General features: G+C 73.0%; 12 protein-coding genes and 2 pseudogenes. 4 read left to right on the top strand and 10 right to left on the bottom strand.

Annotated features, from left to right (window positions below; genetic code table 11):
- A partial coding sequence (locus ACZ5FU_RS32370; RefSeq protein WP_469047640.1) for a thioester reductase domain-containing protein occupies nt 1-4182 on the top strand: 4182 nt, incomplete at its 5' end.
- A 92-nt stretch (nt 4183-4274) separates the two neighbouring features.
- Nucleotides 4275-5048: a thioesterase II family protein gene (locus ACZ5FU_RS32365; protein ID WP_468833405.1), complete on the top strand. Its 774-nt coding sequence runs from the start codon at nt 4275-4277 to the stop codon at nt 5046-5048.
- A 67-nt stretch (nt 5049-5115) separates the two neighbouring features.
- Here the strand turns inward: ACZ5FU_RS32365 and ACZ5FU_RS32360 are convergent, their stop codons facing one another.
- From ACZ5FU_RS32360 to ACZ5FU_RS32315, 10 genes and pseudogenes are all read right to left on the bottom strand, one after another.
- The gene (locus ACZ5FU_RS32360; protein WP_451527209.1) at nt 5116-5316 is read right to left on the bottom strand and encodes a DUF397 domain-containing protein; all 201 of its coding nucleotides are present in this window, start codon (nt 5314-5316) and stop codon (nt 5116-5118) included.
- Nucleotides 5313-5456: pseudogene (locus ACZ5FU_RS32355) on the bottom strand (transcriptional regulator); the annotation flags it as partial. The pseudogene ACZ5FU_RS32355 and the gene ACZ5FU_RS32360, both read right to left, overlap by 4 nt.
- 244 nt (nt 5457-5700) lie before the next feature.
- Entirely contained in the window at nt 5701-9945 is a 4245-nt protein-coding gene (locus ACZ5FU_RS32350) for an nSTAND1 domain-containing NTPase (protein WP_468644209.1), read from the bottom strand.
- 48 nt (nt 9946-9993) lie between these two features.
- Entirely contained in the window at nt 9994-10365 is a 372-nt protein-coding gene (locus ACZ5FU_RS32345) for a CU044_2847 family protein (protein WP_468644207.1), read from the bottom strand.
- Between the two features lie 424 nt (nt 10366-10789).
- Nucleotides 10790-11701, bottom strand: coding sequence for a MerR family transcriptional regulator (locus ACZ5FU_RS32340; RefSeq protein ID WP_469047637.1), 912 nt, complete (start codon nt 11699-11701; stop codon nt 10790-10792).
- Nucleotides 11702-12051: 350 nt separating this feature from the next.
- Nucleotides 12052-12147, bottom strand: a pseudogene (locus tag ACZ5FU_RS32335) (IS5 family transposase); the annotation flags it as partial.
- Between the two features lie 114 nt (nt 12148-12261).
- Nucleotides 12262-13188 carry a hypothetical protein gene (locus tag ACZ5FU_RS32330; RefSeq protein WP_451527205.1) on the bottom strand — a complete coding sequence of 309 codons (927 nt, stop codon included), beginning with the start codon at nt 13186-13188 and terminating at the stop codon, nt 12262-12264.
- A 33-nt stretch (nt 13189-13221) separates the two neighbouring features.
- Nucleotides 13222-14370, bottom strand: a complete 1149-nt coding sequence (locus tag ACZ5FU_RS32325) for an AAA family ATPase (RefSeq protein WP_451527204.1) — start codon at nt 14368-14370, stop codon at nt 13222-13224.
- A complete protein-coding gene (locus tag ACZ5FU_RS32320; protein WP_451527219.1) occupies nt 14367-15521 on the bottom strand; it encodes a DUF262 domain-containing protein in 1155 nt (384 codons plus the stop codon). Before ACZ5FU_RS32320 ends, ACZ5FU_RS32325 begins: the two co-directional genes overlap by 4 nt.
- Before the next feature lie 356 nt (nt 15522-15877).
- Entirely contained in the window at nt 15878-16708 is an 831-nt protein-coding gene (locus tag ACZ5FU_RS32315; RefSeq protein ID WP_469047635.1) for a DUF6531 domain-containing protein, read from the bottom strand.
- Nucleotides 16709-17053: 345 nt separating this feature from the next.
- Here ACZ5FU_RS32315 and ACZ5FU_RS32310 point away from each other — a divergent pair, with 345 nt between their 5' ends.
- Both ACZ5FU_RS32310 and ACZ5FU_RS32305 read left to right on the top strand, forming a co-directional pair.
- Entirely contained in the window at nt 17054-17446 is a 393-nt protein-coding gene (locus tag ACZ5FU_RS32310; protein ID WP_451527202.1) for an effector-associated constant component EACC1, read from the top strand.
- A gap of 3 nt (nt 17447-17449) precedes the next feature.
- On the top strand, nt 17450-22000 hold the full coding sequence (locus tag ACZ5FU_RS32305; RefSeq protein ID WP_451527201.1) for a caspase, EACC1-associated type: 4551 nt from the start codon (nt 17450-17452) through the stop codon (nt 21998-22000).
- Nucleotides 22001-22059 lie beyond the last annotated feature (59 nt).

Here is a 22059-nt window from a genome sequence, read left to right as displayed (position 1 = left end):
GCCACCCCCGACGAACTCACCACCCCCCAGTACTGGACCGACCAGATCCGCGGCACCGTCCGCTTCACCCACGCCCTCACCACACTCCACCAAGCGGGAGCGGGTGTGTTCGTCGAGATCGGCCCCGACGCCGTCCTCACCGCCCTCACCCGCGACACCCTCGACGACACCACCGCCCTCCCCCTCCTCCGCCGCGACCACGACGAGACACACACCCTCGTCCAGGCCGTCGGCGCCCTGCACACCCACGGCGTGCGCGTGGACTGGCCGGCCTTCTTCGCCGGTACGGGTGCCCGTCGCGTCGAGTCGCCCCTGCCCACCTACGCCTTCCAGCACGAGCGGTACTGGATCAAGCCCGTCACCGGCGCCCTGGACACGGCCGGTCTCGGTCTCCGGCCGGGCGGACACCCGGTCTTCGGCGCCCAGATGGAACACGCGGACGGCCGGGGCGCGCTGCTCACCGGCCGCGTCTCGGTGCGCAGCCACCCGTGGCTGGCCCGGTACACCTTCCTCGGAGCGACCGCGCTGCCGCCGGAGGCCCTGGTGGACGCCCTCGTGCGCGCCGGTGACGAACTCGGCGCGGGCGCCGTGGAGTCACTGGTCCTGGACGTCCCGCCGACGCTGCCGGAAGGCGGCCGGCTCCAGCTCCAGCTGTCCGTCGGGGAGCCGGACGCGGACCTGGCACGGGCCTTCACCCTGTACGCCCGCCCCGACGACGGCGGCGACCTGCCGTGGACGGAGTGCGCGCGGGGGCGGCTGGGCCACGGCACCTCCAGGGCGCCGTTCGCGCCCCCGGCCGCGTGGCCGCCCGCCGAGGCCGCCGCGCTCGCCCTCACGGACACGGACGCGGAGCGGGGCGTCACCGCCGGCTGGCGGCTCGGCGACGAGGTGTTCGCCGACCTCGTGCTCGACGAGGCGCTGCACGGCGAGGCCGCCGACTTCGGCCTGCACCCGGCGCTGCTGCGCTCGGCCCTGCACGCCGCGGCGCTGGCCGGCCCGCACGCGGAACGGGACACCGGGACGCTCGCCGTCGAGTGGAGCGGCTTCCAGCTGTACGCGACCGGCGCCACCGCCCTGCGCGCCCACCTCGTCCCGGTGGGCGAGGACACGGTCGCCCTGCGTCTCGCCGACCGCTCCGGCCGGCCCGTGGCCTTCGCCCGCGCCGTGACCAGCCGCCCCGTGGACGCCGACCGAGTGCGCGACGCCCTGGCCAGGGACGCCGACGCGTTGTTCCGCGTGCACTGGCGGACCACGCCGCTGCCCGCGCCCCTCACCGCCCCGGCCCTCGCCGTCGTCGGCGAGGACCTCGACCGCCCGACCGCGTCCCCCGCCCCTGAGGGGACCGGTCACCTCACCCTGGCCGAGGCGACCGCGCGGGCCGGACGCGGCGAGGCCGACGCGGTGGTGGTGTTCCGGTCGGCCGCCGACCCGCGGGGCGCGGATTTCGTGGCCGCCGTCCACGCGCACACCCGCGCCACCCTCGGCCTGGCCCAGCGGTGGCTGGCCGACGAGCGGCCCGGCACCGTACCGCTGGTCGTGGTGACCCGGGGTGCCGTGGCCACCGGGGACGGGGAGTCCGCCGACCCGGCCGGCGCGGCGGACTGGGGTCTGCTGCGTTCGGCGCAGTCCGAGGCCCCGGGCCGGATCGTCCTCGTGGACGCCGACACGGACGATCCGGACGCCCTCGCGGGCCCGCTGTCCGCGGTGGTCGCCTCCGGTGCCGCCCAGGCCGCGATCCGCGACGGCCGCGTCCTGCTGCCGGACCTGCTCCGCGCCCCCCGGACCTCCGGGGCCGCCCGCACGTCCGAGGCCGCCCACACGTCCGGGGCCGCCCGCACCTCCCGCTCCGGGGGCGACGGCGTCCGCCGCTGGGACCCCGACGGCACGGTTCTGATCACCGGTGGCACCGGCAGCCTCGGCGCCCTCTTCGCCCGTCACCTGGCGGGCGAGCACGGAGTGCGGCACCTGCTCCTGGTCAGCCGCCGAGGACCCGCCGCGCCGGGTGTCGAGGAGCTGCGGGCGGAGTTGGCCGCGCTGGGCGCGACGGCGACCGTCGTCGCCGCCGACATCGCCGACCGTGCCGCCCTGGCCGCCGTCCTGGACGCCGTACCCGCGCGGCACCCGCTGACCGGCGTCCTGCACCTGGCCGGTGTCACCGACGACGGCCTGGTCACCGACCTCACCCCGGAGCGCCTCGACGCCGTGCTCGCGCCCAAGGCCGACGCCGCCTGGCACCTGCACGAACTGACCGAGGGGCTGGACCTGTCGGCGTTCGTGCTGTTCTCCTCGGTCGCGGGAGTCATCGGCGGCGCCGGCCAGGGCAACTACGCGGCGGCCAACGCCTTCCTGGACGGACTCGCCGCCCTGCGCGCCGCCCGGGGCCTGCCCGCCACCTCCGTGGCCTGGGGGCTGTGGGACCAGGACTCCGGCATCGCCGGCGACCTCGACGAGGCCGACGTCGCCCGCATCACCCGCGCCGGCTTCGGCGTCGTCTCCCCGCGGCAGGGCCCCCGGCTGCTGGACCTCGCCCTCGCCCTGCCCGACCCCGCCCCCGTCGTCACCCCGCTGGACCTCGCCGCGATGCGGGAACGCCCCGCGCAGGTGCCGCCGCTGTTCGCCACCCTGGTGCGCAGGCCGGTGCGGCGGGCCGCCGCCAACTCCGAGCGCACGGCGGACGGTCTGGCGCGGCGCCTGGCCGCGGCCGGCGAACGCGAACGGCTCGCCCTCGTCCTGGACGTGGTGCTCACCGCCACGGCGGCGGTCCTCGGCCACGGCGACCCGTCGTCCCTCGCCGTCGAACAGCCCTTCACCGGGCTCGGGTTCGACTCCCTCACCGCGGTGGAACTGCGCAACCGCCTCGCCGCGGAACTGGACCTGCGCCTGCCCGGCACCCTGGTCTTCGACCACCCCACCCCCCGCGCCCTGGCGGAGTTCCTGCGCGACGCCCTGACGGACGGCGCGGACGACCGCACGGCGACGGCCGCCGACCCGGCCGAGGACTACGCGGCGGAGATCCGCCTGGACGAGGAGATCCGGCCCGCCGCCGAGGTCGTACGGCGGGCCGACGACCCGGCGCACGTCTTCCTGACCGGCGCCACCGGCTTCCTCGGCGCGTTCCTGCTGCGCGACCTGGCGCGCGCCACCCGGGGCACCCTGCACTGCCTGGTCCGCGCGAGCGACGCGGCCGACGGCCTGCGGCGGCTGCGCGAGAACCTGGAGTACTACCGCGTGTGGGACGAGGTGGACCCCGCCCGGATCGAGGTGGTCGTCGGCGACCTCGCCGAGCCCCGGTTCGGCCTGGGCGAGGAGGAGTTCGACGCCCTCGCCCGCACCGTCGACGTCGTCTACCACGGCGGCGCCCAGGTGCACTGGCTGCACCCGTTCAGCACGCTGAAGGCGGCCAACGTGGGCGGCACGCGGGAGGTCCTGCGGCTCGCGGCGCGTCACCGCACCGTCCCCGTCCACTACCTGTCCACCACCGGGGTCTTCGCGGGCCAGGAGACGGGCGGCCGTCCGCTGCGGGTGGACGACCCCACCGGGCCCGCCGAGGCGCTGCCCAGCGGCTACCTGCGCAGCAAGTGGGTCGCCGAGCAGGTCCTCGGCATCGCCCGCGACCGGGGTCTGCCGGTCTCCGTCTACCGCGTGGACGTCGTCTCGGGCGACCAGGTCAACGGCGCCTGCCAGACCCGCGACTTCGTCTGGCTGAGCCTGCGCGGGCTCGTCCAGGCGGGCGCCGTCCCGGCCGGCCTGGACGTCGCGGTCCCGCTCACGCCCGTGGACTACGTCAGCTCCGCGATGGTCGCCCTGTCGCTGTCCGAACGGGTCCGTCCGGGCACCTTCCACCTCTACAACCAGAGCCACATGACCTTCGCCGAGTTCGTCACCGAACTGAGGGCGCGGGGCCACCGCCTGGAGGAACTCGACCCGGCCTCCTGGAGCGCCCTGGTCCGGTCCGACCCCGACAACGTGATGCTCCCGCTGCTGGAGGCCTTCGAGATGATGGCGAGGGGTGACGGGACCTTCTACCCGCCGGTCGACACGAGCGTGGCCGAACGCGCGCTGGCGGGCACCGGCATCGAGTGCCCGAAGATGACCGTCGACCTGTTCCGGCGGTACGTCGACTTCTTCACGGAGGCCGGTTTCCTCCCGCCGGCGGCCGCTCGCCTCTCCGCCCGCACCTGAGCCGTTCCCCCAGCCGTTCGCGACGACAAGCGGCTGCCGCGCCCCCACCGCACCGCCGGGCGGGGCGCGGCGGCCGCTGGATTGGATCCGACATGTCCGTAGTGGAGAGCCGCTGGCTGCGGCGGTTCGCAGGCGCCGAGGACGACGGGGGCGGCGGGAGCGGCCGGCTCCGGCTCGTCTGCTTCCCGCACGCGGGCGGCGCGGCCAGCGCCTACCTGGGTCTGACCCGGGCCCTGGCGCCCGACATCGACGTGGTGGCCGTCCAGTACCCGGGACGTCAGGAGCGCCGCCTGGAGCCCGCGCTGACCTCCCTGACCCATCTGGCGCGGGCCGTCGCCGAGGAACTGGCCCGCGCCCCGCAGCACCCGTACGCGTTCTTCGGGCACAGCATGGGCGCGGTCGTCGCCTACGAGACGGCCCGCGTGCTCGCCGAGTTCGACCTGGCCACCCCGCGGCGGCTGATCCTGTCCGGGCGCGGCGCGCCGAGCCCGGAGCCCCGGGCGAGCGACCGGCTGGAGGGCGACGCGGCCCTGATCGCCGAGATCCGCCGGCTGGGCGGCACGGGCGGCCGGGTCCTGGACGACCCCGAACTGCTGGAGATGGTGCTGCCCACCCTCCGCGCCGACTACGCGGCCCTCAGCCGCTACCGCTGGCTGCCGGGACCGCCCCTCGACATCCCGCTGACCGTCATGGTCGGCACCGACGACCCGGTCGTCCCGGTCGACGACGCCCGCGGCTGGCTCGCCCACTCCACGCGCCCGGGCGAACTCCTCACCTTCGAGGGCGGCCACTTCTACCTCGACGCCCGGCTCCCGGCGGTGGCGGAGACGGTGCGCACGCTGCTGGGCCAGCCCACGACCGTGTGAACGGCCCGCCCGGCACGGGTCCGCCCCCGGCCAGTCGCCGGGGACGGACCCGTCGCCCGTCGGTCGCCTACCGCACGGCGAAGCCGAGGGACCCGAGGAACACGGTCCACGCGGCGGCGGTGACGGGGATGGCCGGCCGGCCCGTGTCCTTGGAGTCACGGACACGGACGACGTGGGGCAGCGCGGCCACCTCGACGCACTGGCCGCCCTCACCGCTGCTGTAGCTGCTCGTGCGCCACGTGACAACTTCCTCGACGTCGATGTTCATGTCTCTCCCAGCAGTTCCTCGATGAGGGTCAACGACTCACGGGGCGTGAGAGCTTGTGCCCGCAGCAGACCGTACTGCTCCTCGAGCTCACGGACAGTGCACCGGTCCGTGTAGAGGCGGCTGTCCTTGTACGCCTCGACGCCGTCACCGCCGTTCACGGACGCCTCGTCCACCGGCCCCGTCGGTCCACTCATCCCCGTACCGCCTCACCCGGTCGACGCGACCTCGCGCCGACCGTCCCGTCCCGTTCCGCCCGCACGCCGGACACGTACGGCGACTCCGCGCGTACGCGCCGTGTCCGGCCACGCCAGGGCGGCACCGGCGGCGTGAGCCACCTGAACAGCGGAATCTCCACCCCACGGGTGCACGCCCCGGGCGCCGCCGTCAGGACGGGCAGAGGCGGGCGGGCACGTCATGGGTGAGGCCGCGGCGCTCGTCCCCGGTGAGTTCCCTGCCGAGGATCTCGCAGAGGCGGCGTTTCCAGAGGTCGGGGTCGAGGCGGATCAGGTCCGGGGGTTCCAGGCTCTCGGGGGCGCGGAGGACCGCCTCGCCGCCCCCGGCCGCCGCCGGGAAGGACTGCTCCTCGCCGAAGGTGTAGGTGTCCCGGGAACCGGGTTCGTCCGCCTTCAGGAAGTGGACGTGCCCCTTGTAGGCGAGGACGAATCCGGTTCCCCGGGTGGGGCGCAGCGACCAGTTCTGCGACCACTCGAGGTCGGTGAGCGGCCCGAACGGGCCCATCACCTTCCTCGCCGGCCGCCCGGGACGGACCGACCAGACCTCGGCCGTCTGGGCCGTGGTCAGTACGGTCACGTACTCCGGGTCGTCCAGGAAGGATGCCGACTGGAGGTCGTCGGCGAGGCGCGCCCGGAGTTCCTCCTCGGCTTCTCCCGTCCGCAGGTCGACGGCGTGCAGGTAGGGCTCACCGGCCACCGTCACGCTCACGAGTCCCGGCTCGGGGTGGCTCCGCACGGTGAACGCGGGCTGCTTCTTCCCGGTCAGGCCCACGTCCCGCAGGTCGACGGGCCGCGAGAGGCGCCGTCCGCTGCGGGCCTCCCAGCTCTCGACGACCGTGCCGGACGTCGTCACGATCCGGTCGTCGCCGTGGAAGCCGAGAGCCACGGCATGCTCGTCGCTCTCCTCCTCGACGGGAGGCTCCACGGTGCGGAACTCCGCCACCTGACGCAACGAGGGGAGCGCCCGGACCACGACCCGATGCCTTTCCCGGACGTCCGCCACCAGCGTCCCGGACTCGTTGACCTCGAGCGCCACGTACGCTTCGTCGCCGGAGCCGGACACGACCTCGGAGAGGATCCTCCCGCTGCCTTCCGTCTCCACGACCCGCAGCAGATCGCCGCCCTTCCGCCTCGCCCTGGTGACCATCAGGCCGCCGTCGCCGAGCAGTTGCGGCTCGGGGTCCGTGCTGTCGTTGTACAGCCTGCGCGCCCACCCTTTGAGCGCGTTCTCCTCACCGGTCACCAAGGTCGGCGTGGCGGGGTCCCCCACCAGGAAGAGGGGGATGTCGGAGATCGGGGAGAGCGAGGAACGCCTGGAGTAGCTTCCCGGATCGGGACCGAGGTAGTACGTCCGCGGTGCCGCGGTGGAACGCGTGCCCACCAGGCTCCACTCGTTGGAGGAGTTGACCACCGCGAAATGCTCACCGGCGCCGTCGACGGTGATGCCGGAAGTGACGCAGTCGAATGCGTGCGGGGCCATTTTGATGTCCCTCAGCACCCGCCCGTCCGACACCCGGATGGCGCGAAAACGCGATTCGCCGGTGCAGGAGACCGCCACGGCGGCGTTCCCGGAGACCACGAACCTTCCGCCGCGGGCCAGCTCGCTCGTCCCACCCGTGGAGATGTCGATCTTCAACAGCGCGGGATCGTCGTACCGTTCGGCCACCAGCGTGTTCTCGTCGGGCCCGAACCACACGCTTCCCAGTCCGTCGAACGTGCCGGGAAAGGTCCGGGCTTTCCCGGTCTCCAGGTTCCACAGCCGCATGGGCCGGTCGAACGTGGCCGCCCCGGCCAGGAGTCGGGAATCCGGTGAGAAGTTCAGGATCTCCCGGCCGTCGTCGTCGATCAGCGATCCGGGTTGCAGGAAGGTGCCCCGGAGGGTGTGGGCCGCTCCCGCCAGTCGTTCTCCCGAGGGGGCCACGTCGTGCCAGACCACCACGCCGTCCTCACCGCGGACGTAGGCGATCCGACGGCCGTCCCCGCTGACCACGGGGGACACGAGGTCGTCGGCGAAGCCTAGTTGCTCGTGCCGGACCTTGCCGGAGGCGGTGCGGACGAACAGGGTCGCGCGGCCCGTCATGCCCGTGACGAGGGCCGTCCTCCCGTCGTGGCTGATGTCCGCCTGCTTGATCTTCCCCTGGGTGCCCGCCAGCACCCACGCCGCGCCCTTCAGCTCCGCGTACCGTCGCATCAGCGCGCTGCGGGCCTCCTGCGTGGGGGCGATGTCGTAGGCCGCGAGCGCGGTCAGGCCCGCCTGGGCGGGGTTGCCGTCCACCAGTTCGTCCGACTGGATCGCGAGGGACCGTGACCGGCTCTCCGCGGTCCGTGCCGCGCTGACCCGGGACTCCTGCACGAGGAACGTGCCGAGCGCCGCGACGAGCGCGAGGACCAGGCCCGTCGAGATCCACCCCGCGCGCACGCGGGCGTTCCGTGCCCGTCGGCGCCGGCGGGCCAGCGCGAGGAACTCCCGCTGCTCCTCGGTCAGGTCCGCCTCGCGGCCGCGCAGCCTCACCCGCAGGGCGTCGAGCTGAAGGGCGCCGGGCAGCAGGTCCGCCGAACGGTCCGCCTTGCCCCACCGTTCCAGGTCGTGCTGGACCTCCGCCCGGGAGGCGAGGAAGTCGGCGTCGGCACGGACCCGTTCGGACAGGGTCGGCCATGCGGTGATCAGCGCCTCGTGCGCCAGCTCGACGCTCTCCGGGCCGCCTTCCTCCCCGTGCAGCACCAACAGGCGCCGCTCGGCCAGCGCTTGTGCCAGACGCCAGCGCTCCTCTCCGGCCTCGTCGCGGGTCAGGCGGCGCCGCAGGGGAGCCCCGTCGCCTCCCGGCAGCACCCGTACCAGCCCGGTCAGCAGCGCGAGCGCCTCGGCCTCGTCCCCGGACGGGACGCACTGCTTCCACGCCGTCTCCGCGTGGCGGCGCAGCGCGCCGGACACCCCGCCGATCTCCTCGTACGTCGTGGCCAGCAGACGGCCCGCGACCCGGTGGTCCCACAACTGCTCCAGGACGAAGCCGAGCAGCGGGAGGACGCCCGGTTCGCTGCCCGTGTCGTCCAGCACGCGCCCGGCGAGACCCGGGTCGTACTCCACCGCCGGTACGGTCTCGACCGGCTTGACGATGACTTCCCGGAGCTGGTCGCGGGACATCGGGGTCAGCGGGAGTGTCGCGCCGCCGGACAGGACGGGCCCCAGGCGCGGGTGCTTGAGCGCGGTGTTCATGTGGTCGGCGCGCAGGGTGAGCAGTACCCGCACCGGACTCGCGGGCGGACGGTCGGGGAAGAGCAGTTCCACGAGGTGGCCGAGTTCGGCGTCCGGGCGGTCCAGGAGCGCCTCGGCCTGGTCGAGGACGACCAGCGCCTCGCCGGCGGCGGTGCCGCGGAGCCGGTGGAGCGTGTCGGTGAGCCCCTTGTCCGCCAGCCAGGCCTCCACCTGGTCCACGCCGTCCGTCCGCACCGGGCCGAACCGGCCCGCGCGGGCGGCCTCGTGGAGTTCGACGGCCAGCGCGGAGCGCGGGGACGAGACCTGCCCGGCGTTCACCACGAACACCTCGTGACCGGCCTGCCGCAGCCGCGACGCCACCCCGGCCAGCGCCAGCGACGACTTCCCGCAGCCCGACGGCCCGTACACGGTGACCGGGGTGTCGGCGGTCCGCAGCGCGGTGACCACGCGCTCGACGTCCTCGTCGCGGCCGAAGTAGACGTCCGCGTCGTGTTCCCGGAAAGGCGCCAGGCCCCGGAAGGGCGTGGGCGGGCTCACTACGCCGGCGAGCGAGGGGACCTCCCGCAGCACGGTCCTGGTCCGCAGGACGTACGCCTGCTGCGCGTCCTGCTGCGGCTGCGCGGCCACGACCAGACCGACCACCGCGCCCAGTTCGTTGTCCCAGACGGGGCTGCCGCTGAATCCGCGCCGGACGTACGCGCTCTGTCCGTCGGCCCGGGAGAGCTGGAGCCAGCCCTCGCTGGTGGCGCCGCTCAACTTCCCCCGGAACCAGGTCTCCTGGGGCTCGCCGCCGGTGAACCCCACGGCTCGTGCCCCGTGTTCCCACACGCTCGCGGCGTCGGCCATCGGCAGGGGGCGGGCGGCGGGGATCGCCTCGCGGAGCCGCAGGACCGCGATGTCGCCCCCGTGGCCGGGCCTGATCGGCACCCACTGCTCGACCTCGGCCGGCCACGACCCGGGCCCACCGGCCTCCCGGTGATCGGCCAGCGGCAGGTCGACGTCGACCGCCTCGCCGGTCGCCACCGTCTCGTCACGGGGCCGGCCCAGGGCGTCCGACACCACGTGGGCGCAGGTCAGCACCAGATCCGGGGCGACGAGGAAACCCGCGCCGCTCGACGCCCCGTCCTGTCCCGTGACCCGGACGACCGCGGAGGCCAGGAGCTCGTCCGGGCTCGACGACATTCCGTACGCGGTCCCCGACACGATGTCTCCAGCCTCGCCGTCGCCCGGTCAACTGCCCTGGGAATCATTCCCGTTCGAGTCCGTGGAGTCACGGCGGCTCCAGCTCAGGCTGACCGTGAAGTTCGCCGCGGTCGCCGTGCTGGCGATGACGACGTCCGCACCGGCGGACAGCGAGATCCCGAACTGCAGGGTCATCTCGTCGGGCGGTGTGGCGAGACCCTGGAACCTCTCGACGAAGTTCTCCGCCACCGGCTTGACGGTGTCCAGCATCTGGCCGAGCGTCCGCCCGGCGCGGGCGACCGAGCCCCCGCGGCCCACCCGGACCAGGGAATCGTCCACCTCACGGATCTGGACCCGGACGACGTCGTCGCTTCCCTCGTCCAGCCGCATCTCGACCGTGTGCACGAGACGGTCAGTCACCGCAACCTCCTTGTGGGGCCTGGAACATCGTCCGGACCGGGGGCGCATCGTATCCGCCGACGGTGGGACGAGGCAGCCGCGAGCCGGAAGAACCGGCCGGACGAGCGGACCGGGATCCGGCGGCCCGCCGGACACTTCGCCCAGCGGCCGGGCGGGGCGGCTCGGCGGCCGGGGGGGGCGGGTCGGCGGCCGGGGGGCGGCGGCCACCCTCCCCGTGGGACGACTTCTCGCCCGTCACCGTCGTCTCCCTCGTCGACACGGTTCCGATCTGCCGCTCGGCCGCTACAGGGACAGGGGAAGGGGAAGGGACACGCCATCCGGAAGCAGCACACCGTTCCGCGAGGACCACGAGACGAACGTGCTGGTCGCGGTCCTCAACGAGTGGCCGCGCGCTGCACTTTCACCACAGGGCCCAGGCCGTGTTTCAGGTAGCGGGTGGCTCTTGGGCGAATAGTTCTTCGGCCAGTTCCATGCAGCGCAGGCGGGCCGGGGAGAAGTCGTAGGGCATCTTGCAGGCGGCTTCGAGCACGCTCATGGTGTCAGCCTCCCGCCTGCCAGAGCCGAGGTCAGCCTCGTCCTCGCCGTCATCGGCGGTGGCAGGGTGCAGAGTGTCCCAGTCGTCGAAGAGGGCATCGTCGTCCTTCCCCAGGCCGGACTCCTCGATGACGGCCTGCAGGGCGCTTTCGAAGGCGTACCGCTCGACGGCCACTTGAGCCACCCGTGGATCACCGACGGCGACGCTGTCATCGAGTGCCTCCTCGGCGTCATCGATGCGGTCGGATTCCTCCCGCAGAGCGGGATGCGTGGCCAGGGCGACGAAGCGGGTGGCCTGGATGGCCGCGCCGAGCGGGCCGAAGATCCGCTCAGTGACCAGCAGACTGTCCAGGTCCGCCTGACGCCGGGAGCCCTCAGGCAGTCTTTTGAGGCGTTCGGTGACGAAGTCGGAGAGCAGGCCCATCCGGCTGCCTTCGGCGCGCATCCGCCGCACGGCGGTCCGCTGCCGCCGCAATTCCGCCTCCTGCTCGGCGAGGGTTTCCTCCAGCCGCTCCAGGATGCCCGCGACACCGTCCCCGCTGTCCGCGCCGGCGGAAGCCGTGCCGGTGGTAAAGGCGTCACGGATGTCGTCCAGGGCGATCCCGGCGTCGGCCATCCTGCGAATCCACAGCAGGCGGATCATGTCCTCGTACCCGTAGCGGCGGCGGTCATCGCCGCCCCGCTCAGGCTCGGGGAGCAGGCCGATCTCGTGGTAATGGCGAATCGCCCGCGGCGTGGTGCCGGCGAAGGCCGCCGCGTCACCGATCTTGACCTGGCGAGGTGGCATGAACGGCGAACGCATGAGCAAGGACCTTTCCTCAAGGGACCGGGACGTGAGTCCACCGGACCACATGCCGCTACGGAAGGTGCAACCCCTACACACCGCCCCGCGCCAATGCCAGGAAACGCGCTGTTCCTCCGTGATGACCGCAGGCCCGTCCTTTCCTGCCGGGGCTCCGCACGACGGCAGACCGAGGGTTCACCGCCACTGATGAATCGCCGCGACCTGAACCGTCGCCTCGAACCGAACCGCAAGTCCGTCGAACCGGGTCGCCACGGCCCGGCGCTGCTTGAGACGGCCGATCCCGCGTTCACATTCCGACGCTGCCATCCCCGGAACAGTCCATACACCGTCTGCCACGGTCCGTACTCGAACGGCAGGTCCCGCCAAGGAACTCCGGTCCGAACCCGCCACCGCACACCGTTTACCAGCCGCCGACAGCCAGGCCACCTGCGACTTATGCCCACCGCAGGCAGCAACGACTCCAGCACCGACCACTGCTCATCAGAAAGATCCCCTCGCCCCACATCTTGATCATCACCGTGCAGGGCGCGCACAGGAATCAGAACCTAAAACACGGCCTAGACCTCCGGCCGGATCTTGCTGCCGATGTGGGCGAGGCGGATCGTCCGTTCCTCCGGGACCAGGCGGAAGTGGATGCGGCCGGCGCCCGGCGTGAACCGGGCATGCAGGTCGAAGGTGCGTGTCTCCCCATCCAGGTCGGTGAAACGGCACACGCGCTTGCGCGTCTCGCCCTCTGGAGTCACTTTGCTCCGCCACTCGGGCTCGGCCATGGCTGCCGGGTCCCATGCGGCGACGGCTTCCTCCAGCCGTTCCAGGGCTCGCCGTACGGGCACCACCCGGTGCGGGCTCAGGCCGCTGAGCTGACCCTCGACACGCGGCAGGAACGTGAGGTGCCGGTAGAGCTCCGCCCGGCTCTCCCAGATCCGCAGGCCGGTGGTGACGTTTTCCCGGCGCGCCTTCCGGATCCACTCCAGGTGCCCGCCGAGATGCGGCTCGGCGGACAGGTGCCGGACGTCGACGGTGTCGTGCCGCATCTCCAGCGTGCCCTCGTCGTCCTCGACGAGTTCGGCGCGCTCCAGTGTGACCTGGTCGGTCTGCCACGGGCGAGCCACCGGGAGACTGATGGCGATGCCGTCCATGAAGTGCGCGGCGCCCAGCCCGAGGACCACCTCACCGTCGTGGCGGTACTCCAGATGGTCAGCGGCGCCCTCCGCGGGGAAGACACTCCGCACGGGAGAGCGACCTTGCAAGGCCCGCAGGCGCTGCCAGAGAGCGCGGTTACGTGGGCTGGCGCCGATCCACTTGTTGACGGGGTAGCCGTCGGCGATCTCCAGTACCTTGACGTCCACCTCGCTCACGAGGGTCGCGCCTCCTTCGGCTGCGGCGGCACGGACGACGGCCACGAAGTCGGCCATGGCCCGCTCGGCTCGCGCCGGGTCGCAGGCCGTCCCCCAGGACTTCTCGTTCAGAAACAGCAGTGGCACGCTTTCCTCCCTCCCCTGTGTCGTCTCGTGCCGTCAGTCCAGCAGCTGGTCGAGCGAGTTCTCCCACTCGTCGAAAAAGCCCTCGGGCCACTGTTCGAGCATGCCGTCCTTGTCGATGCGCGGGGTGACGACCTCGGTGCCCGCCCCGTTGCCGCTGAAGTAGTGGACTACCGTGTCCTGCGGCTGGAGGACGCCCTGTTTCACAGCGATGCGGACGCCGTTCAGCACGTGGTCGCTGTGCGTCTCGACGATCAGCTGGGCGCCGGTGGCGGCGGCCGCGGACAGCAGTGCCGCCATCCTGCTCTGCCCCTTCGGGTGCAGATGGGCCTCAGGGTTCTCCAGCAGGATCAGGCTCTCGGGCGTCGCGGTGAGGCAGGCCACCACGACGGGCAGCGCGTAGGTGAGACCGAAGCCGACGTTGGTGGGGCGCCGACGGCGGGTGGCGTTGATGCCGGCGGTGCCGCCGAAACCGTAGGAGAGGCGGACCGAGTCGGTGCCTTCGATGGGGTCGGTCTCGATGTTGACGCCGGGACACAGCTCCTGCATCCAGGCAATCGTCTGGTCCAGGAGCTGGGGAGACGTGGCGCCGTGATGACGGAGCGGACCGTCGGGCACCTCCATGGGGACGTCCTCGTCCGTGTGGTGGCGCAGGTAGTTGATGGTGTGTTCACCACGCACGCCGAGGAACCCTCTCGCGACGGCGATCTGGTGTGAGCGGGGGTAGGTGACCGCCGGGGTGATGCGGTCGGCGTGCAGGTATTGGAAGGGCTGCTCGGCCAGGTGCGCGCGGACCGATCCTTCCGCCAGGGGCATGACGTCCCGGTCAGGGTGGCGGATGTCGTAAGCGGCGGCCCAGGTCCGCTGCTCGCCGTCCTCCTGGATGACGAAACCGACGAGCGGCTCGCGGACGGTGGGAAGTTCTTCCACCGGTCCGAAGTCCTCGTGCAGAACGTCCTGTGCGGTGCCCAGGGTCACGAGGTCACCGTTGAGCAGCAGCCCACCCCCGGCACGTCTGGCCCGGATGAGCATCTGCGTCTCGTACGACTGCCTCAGCAGCCCCAGCGCCTGCAGGACGCTGCTCTTGCCCGAGGAGTTGAGACCAGTGAGGAGCGTCAGCGGGCCGAGAGGGAGTTCCAGACGCCGGAACGCCTTGAAGTTGATCAGCGTGATGCGGTTGATCACTGCACGACCCCGATCCGTCCCCGGCCCAGCGCCGTCTCCAGAAGCTCCTTGACCGCGTCGAACCGCTTGCGTACCTTCCTGGCGTCACCGGTACCCACGGAGATGGCACGTTCGAACTCCACGTCCTCCATCAGCTCCGCGAACGCGTCGAGGACGTCGGTCTGCCGCAGCACCTCGCGGTCGTCGTCACCGAGACTCGCGAGGTTGACGGCGACCGCCTCAAAAAGCGCCTTGTTGATGGGCGACTTGCGCTGCTGGTTCCGACGGTACTTCCGGAAGGCGTGGTGGCCGAAGATCTCCTCGGCCGCGAGCATCGCCGTGAGGAACTCGGTCCGCAGCCGGTTCTCCTCCGCGCTGTCGAGACGGTTCACCTGGTGCATCGCCTCGGCGAGGAACGCGTCGAAGTCACCGGGCTTATAGGCGTGCGGGGAGGTCATCCGGAAGGCCAGGAAGCGAAGGACCATCTCCCGGTCGGCCATCCGGTCACCGACGACGCTGTAACCAGTGGCCCGCCGGAACTCCTCGGTCTCGGCGAGCTCCGCGAGGAGCGTGCGCGCCCGGCCCGAGATGAGTGCGTGCCGGATCTCCTGCCGGGTCAGGGGTTCGCCTCCGGTATTGATGCGCGCGAAGACGTTGAACATCACCGGTTCGGGGGTACCGCGCCGGATGACGTGGACGACGACCTCGGTCTCACGCAGCCGGATCTGGAGTTTTCCGGACAGGTTCGCGAAGCCCGTGTCCTCGAAGTTGCGCAGGTACTCCAGGCCCGTCAGTTTCAGCGGGTCGGCGCCGACCGCCTCGGGCTCCACGAAGCGGGCGATGGACGTGAGGCGCTGGATGCCGTCAACGATGGCCCAACTGCCGTCTTTCTTCTCGGCGGCGTAGAAGGAAGGGATGGGAATGCGCAGCAGCAGGGACTCGATGAGCCGGGACTGCTTGCCGTCGGTCCAGATGCCCGCCTTGCGCTGGAAGTCCGGGGCGAGGTCGATCATCTCGTTGCGCAGCCGGGACAACAGCAGATCGACGGTCGTCGTCCGGGTGTCGATGTCGATGTGCTCGGGGTCGAAGGGAGAGGTGATCTGCTCGATCACCACATCCTCGGCCTCCTCGCGTTCGATGTCGGTCGGCCGACCGTCGGTGGTGACCTCCACGGAGAACAAAGGGGATTCGAGCTCCCCTGCATCGGCTGCGGCGTCCTGGTACCGCTCATACACCGACCGTTGGTCCCGTGTACGCCCCTGGCTCTCCTCCAACGCCGCCATGTTCTCTGGTCGCCCTGCCCCTCATGCCCTACGGGATCACCGTGTCCACTGCGATCGCCCCTCACCCTACCGTCCGTGATCCCACGGTGACGCCCGATCGATCAGGGCGGTGGGGACAGGCCGTTGAGGGGGACGGCGCCGAGCGGTTCGACTCCTCGTCCCCGGCCTCGGGTTCCCGGCGCTGGACGTACCGCCGACGAGAAGCTCCCTGCCTCGGTGCGGGAGGTCTCGGACGGGTGGGCAGATCACGGCCGGGCCGGCCACGCCCGCTGCCGCGAGCAGATCTGGGACAACTCCCCCGCCCGGGAAGAGGAACGCCCCCGCGAGCAACGCCTCGACGCGCCTCTCGCGCGCTGTGCGCCGGATGCGCTGCCCGCCGGGCGTCCGGTACACCCCGTCGCCCGGGACGCGGGTACGGGTCCGCCGCGGTACGGCGATCCACACCGCCTCGAAGAAGGTCCCCGATCCTGCACCACCAGCGTGTACGAGGTGCCCTGGGACACGTACGTCAAAGGCAGCCGCTCGCCCGCGACCGGTTCGACACGGTCTCCCACGGTGTCTGGGATGCGTGCGTAGGAGAGGCTGGAGCCGTCCTCGCGGCGCCACCGCACTCCGTCCGCCTCCGGATCCTGTTCCAGGCGCCCGTCCAGGCTGGAGTTCCAGGACGGGCCGAAGCCGATGCCGCGGGTGCAGCCGGACAGGCGAGTACGGTGCAGCGTCAGCGGGAGGATGCCGGGCAGGTCGGCGTCGGTCTGGGCGAGGACCGTCTGGCCGGTGGCCATGTCGATCGGGTCGCCGCAGGTGAACTTGTCCACCAAGACACGCGCCTGCCGGGACGGTTGCTCCCGTGACTGCTTCGGCCTCTCCCCCGGACCGGGCCTGCCGCCGGAGCCGGGCGGCCCGTGCCCGCCGTCGCCGTCACCGTGCTTGCCGGCGGCGGCCTTGTCGCGCACCCCCAGGTCGTTGTGCTTGTGCAGCCGCGAGTTGGCCTTGCCCCGGTCCGGCACGGTCTCCGTGATGTGCGTGGTGATCCGCTTCGTGGCCTTCTCCGAGCCCTGTGTCGCGCCGTGCGGCACGCTGTCGAAGACCTTTGCGAACGGGTCGCGGCCCTTGCTGCGGCCGAACGCCCCCTTGACCCGGTCCAGCGGGGGAGGACGCGGCGGTATGCATGTCGCCGCCGTGCCGGGAGACGCGGTCCGCGCGCCCTGGTACGGCAACGGATCTGGTCGCCAGCCACGACAAGTACCTTTGCAGTACCAGGTCATACGTTCATGCGGTGAAGGCCGGATCCCTTGCGCGGAGGTCCGGCCTTCGGTGTGCCCGGAACCACGTGACGACCGAAATCGACCTGGAGGTAAGGGAGTTACGGGCGTAGCCTCATACGGCTCCGCCGCGACGGAGCGCTACGGAGGTCAGTGCACGTGGAAATCGCCCTGGAGGTCAGCGGTACCGCCGAAGACGCCTACGAGCTGCGGCATTGGCTGCGCGGCGACCCCGAGCTGCGGCCGGCCGTCGTCCCGCTCGTCCCCGCGTCGCCGGCGCCCGGATCGATGGGCTCGTTCGGAGCGGTCATCGAGCTGCTGCTCCAGCCCGGCGGTCTGACCGTGACGCTGGCGGCCGGCGTGGTGGCCTGGCTGCAGACCCGGCGCGGCAGCCAGAGCGTGACGATCACCAAGCCGGACGGCACTCAGGTCGTCGTCACCTCCCAGGGCGTGCGCGGCCTCACGCCGGAGAGCAGCGGAGAACTGGCGCTGGAGGTGGCGCGGGCCCTGGAGGAGCCGGCGCGGCAGACCTCGGATCCCGAGAACCCTTGAGCCGTGACGGAGAGATGGGGGGATCTCGCCGGACCTGACTGCCGCGCCGTCGTCGTCGGCACCGGACGGCAGGGCGCGGGCGAGCGCGGCGGCCCGGGCGGCAACGTGCGGCTCGCCGATCTGCCGAGCGCCGCGCACACCGCGCGGGAACTGGCCCGGGTGCTGCGCGAGCGGTGTGGGATGGCGGCGGGCCGGGTCACCGAGCTCATCGACCCGGCCGGCCCGACGGAGGTGCTCGCCGCGCTCCGCGACGCCGTCGAGGCGGCGGCGGGCGGCGTGGTGCTGTTCTGCTTCACCGGGCACGGCCTGCTCGGCCCGGGCGGGCAGCTCTATCTGGCAACCGCGGCCACGGTGCGGCCCGATGACACGGTCACCGCCGTGCCGTACGCCGAGGTGCGCAATCTGCTCGGCGACGCGCCCGCCCGCGCGATCGTCGTCCTCGACTGCTGCTTCTCCGGCCGGGCCGCGGCCTCCCCGAGCGACGCCCACCGCGACCCGTACACGACTGCCCGCCCGCTCGGCAGCTTCCTGCTCGCCTCGGCGACCGGCTACGCCGCCTCCTTCGCGCCCGTGGACCAGCCGTACACCCTCTTCGGCGGCGAGCTGGTGCGGCTCCTGGCGGACGGTGACCCGAGCGGGCCGCGCTGGCTCACCCTGCTCGACGTCTACCGGATCCTCGACCGGCGCTTCCAGGGCGGCCCCACCCGCCCGTACGCGGAGGGCGTGGGCCGGGCCGCGGATCTCGTCGTGGCGCGGAACGTGTGTTCTCCGGCACCCCCGGAGGAAGTCGACGTGCCCACGGGCGACGGCCCCTGCCCGTACCCCGGCATGCGCCCGTTCCTGCCCGAGCAGCGCCATCTCTTCTTCGGGCGCGAGGAGCTGGCCCGCGAGCTGCTCGACCGGGCGACGCACGGCGACGGGCCGGTGGTGCTCGTCGGCGCGTCCGGGGCGGGGAAGTCCTCGCTGCTGCGGGCCGGGCTCGTCGCCGGACTCGAGGAGCGAGGCACGGGACGGGTGCTGCTGGTCGACGGGCCGGGCGCGCGGCCCTTCCGTACCCTGGTCGAGCGCTGGGCGCGGGCAGTGGACCGACCCTTCGAGGAGGTCGAACGGGAGTTGGGCACCGGGTGGTTCGGGACCGGCGGGCCCGAGGTCCTGGTGATCGACCAGTTGGAGGAGCTCTTCACCGCCTGCGCGGACCCGGAGGAGCGGGAGCTGTTCGTCCGGGCCGTCTCCGGCGCCGGAGCGGCGACCGGGCCGCGGATCGTCCTCGGTCTGCGCGCCGACTTCTACGGGCCCTGCATGCGCGACGCGCGGCTCGCCCGCATGCTCCGGGCCGGACAGTTCACCGTCCCCGCCATGTCCGACAAGGAGCTGCTCGCCGCGATCGAACGGCCCGCCGCGCACGCCGGCCTGCGTCTGGAGGACGGGCTCGCCGGCCATCTGCTGCACGAGCTGCGCCAGGAGGCGCCCGGCGGCGAAGCCGACTCCGTCGCGCTGCCGTTCCTCGCCCACGCCCTCCAGCAGACCTGGGCCCGGCGCCGTGGCACCCAGCTCACCTTCGCCGGGTACGAGGCGACCGGCGGGATCCGCGGCTCGGTCGCCCGGGTCGCCGACGAGCTGCACGACGCGCTGGATCCGGCGGGCCGCGAGCGGCTGCGTGAACTCCTGCTGCGCATGGTGACGTTGGTCGACACCGTGGGCCGGGCCGCCCGCCGCCGCCTCCCGGTCCCGGAGGCGGAGGGCGAGGCCGAGCGGGAGGACCGCGAGCTGCTCGACCGGCTCGCCGACGCCCGCCTGGTCGTCCTCGACCGGGGCGAGGCCCAACTGTGCCACGACTCGCTGCTCCACGGCTGGCCTCGGCTGCGCGACTGGATCCGTGACGGCCGGGTGCGGCTGCTCGTCCTGCGCCGGGTGGGCGACGCGGCCGACAGCTGGGCGGAGGCTGACCGCGAGAAGAGCGCCCTGTACCGCGGCGACCAGCTGGCCGCGGCGCGGCAGGAACTCAGGGGCGAGGGCCCCAGACTCCGGCCCGTGGAGCGGGACTTCCTCGCCGCCGGCGACCGGGCCGAGCGCCGCACCCGCCGGATCCGCACCGGTGTCGGGGCGGTCGTGGCCGCGCTCGCCGTCCTGGCCGCCTTGCTCGCGGTGCGGGCCGACCGCGCCCAGCGCGACGCCGAGGCCCGCGAGAGCGTCGCCGTCGCCGAGCAGCTGGCCGCGCAGGCCGACACCATGCGCGAGCGCGACCCGCAGACCGCGCTGCGCCTGAGCCTCGCCGCGTACAGGACCGCCGACACCGGTGCCACCCGCTCCAGCCTCTACGCCGCCTACCTCTCCCGGCCACAGGTCGACCTGCGCGGTGACGTCCGGCAGCCGGTGGTCGATCTGGCGTACGGGCCCGGTGGCCGCGTCCTCGCCACCAGCCAGCGCACCGGCGTCGTCCGCCTCTGGGACCTGAGTCGGCCGAACGCGCCGGTGCGCGGCGCCGCCCTGAAGCACCTGCACGGCACCGCGCCCCTCGCCTTCTCCCCGCGCTCCCCGCTGCTCGCCGCGCTGAGCACGGACGCGCTGACGCTATGGGACGCGGCCGATCCCGTACACCCGAAGCGGCTCGGGGGCCTGAAGCTCGCCAAGGACCAGTCGTACAGCCTCGCCTTCAGCCCGGACGGGCGGACGCTGGCGGCGGGCGGGGAGGACGGGCGGCTGCGGCTGTGGGACCTCTCCGTGCCGTCCGCTCCGCGCCCGCTGTACGACAGGAAAGTCGCCCGGGCCCACCTGATGGCCGTGGCGTTCAACCGTGACGGGCGTTTCCTCGCCACCGGCAACGGTGTGAGCGAGGACGCCTCCGGCAAGGAGCGCCCGGCCGAGGTGCGGCTGTGGGACGTCCGCGATCCGGCCCGCCCGGCTACCCTCACCACCGTCACGGCCGACTCGGTGATGGCGGTGGCGTTCCACCCGAAGCGGGACACGCTCGTGGCGACCGGCGGTGAGAGCGCGATGGCCTGGTGGACGGTCCGGGACGGCGGACGGCGGCTCGCCCGGATCAGACCGACGGACTCGTACGAGAACAGCTGGGATCACGGTGGCAACCTGCCCTCACTCGACTTCAGCCCCGACGGTTCCGCCCTCGCCGCCGCGGACGGCGCCCGGCCCGGCAAGGCCGTCGTCCGGAGGGTCGCCGAACGCGACGGACCGGAGCTGCTGTCCTCGGTGAACGAGCGCGGCTCGGTGCCGAGCGGCGAGCCCGCGCAGGCGGTGGCCTGGAGCCCCGAAGGGGCCTACCTCGCGGTGGGCGATGTCGGCGGCAACGTACGCCTCTGGCCCGAGCACACGCCCGGGCTCGCCCTCCGGGGGACCCTCGCCGACGGGGACCCGGGGGCCTATCCATACACGCGGGACGGCCGGTTCGTCCTCACCGGCGAGGCGGTCGTCGGCTCCCTGCACAGCGTGCCGCACGTCTGGGACATGAGCGGGGCGGACACCGTGCGCGGGCGGTCGCCGAAGCTGCGGTTCACCGTGCCCAGGCCGTGGGAGGCGCAGTACTTCCTGCCCGGTCGCGACCGGCCGGTGCTGCTCGCGCACCGCTGGACCGAGGACACCGACGAGCACGCCTTCCGGATCTGGGACCTCGGCGGCGACGGGCCGCCGGTGGCGGGCGCCGAGATCCCGGTGCGCTCCACGCTGAGCGTGCGCACCGCCGTCTCCGGGGACGGCCGGCTGCTGGCCGTCGGGACCTCATCGGATCCGACGGCCGCGATCTGGGACCTGAGCGACCCGCTCCGGCCGGTGCGGCGCGCGGTGATCCCGGTGACGTCCTCGGCCGAGCCCGAGAGCATGGTCTTCATGGGCCCGGGAGCGCTCGCGACCGTGGAGGCCGAGGGCCGCGGCCGGGGCCTCGACCTGCGCCTGTGGGACCTGAGCGACCCCGCGCACCCGTTCCGCGTGCCCGAACCGCTGAAGGGCGCGGCGACCGCCCGGGCCGCCTACATCCACTCCCTGCGGCTGCTGTTGACCGACGGCGAGGCCCAGACCGCCAGGCTGTACGACCTGCGGGACATTCGGCACCCGAAGTCCGCGGGGACGCTGCCGGCCGCCTCGGGCGGCTACACCTCGGTCGGCGGCGGTCTGCTCGCGACGACCCTCCAGGACGGCACCGTACGGTTCTACGACATCCGCGACCCGCGCCACCCGGTGCTCCGGCACGCCCAGCGCCTCGACCGGGAGGTCACCGCCATCACGCCCGACCTCGACGGTGGCCGCGTGCTCACCGCCGCGCCGTACCGCGTCTGGGACGTCGCCGCGGACGGCAGCTGGCGCATGCCGGCCTTCGCCACCCTTCAGGGCGTGCGGAGCGTGGACCTGCTACCGGGGCGGACGCCGTTCATGACGGTGGTGACGGACGCCCGGTCGAGCGACCGCGGCCCGGAGTACACGTACCTCCTCGACCGCGATCCGCGGAAGGTCTACGACCGCCTCTGCGCAACCCACCCGCTGGGCGTCGAGCCGGACCAGTGGAAGGCCCTCTTCCCACAGCTCGACTACCGCCCCTCCTGCTGACGAGGCTCGCGCGAAACCGAGGGAGCGGCGGTGGGAACATCGAGTGCACCCCCGAGGCG

Source organism: Streptomyces sp. NPDC031554, from assembly GCF_055580685.1.
This window is presented reverse-complemented; position numbering and strand designations above follow the sequence as displayed.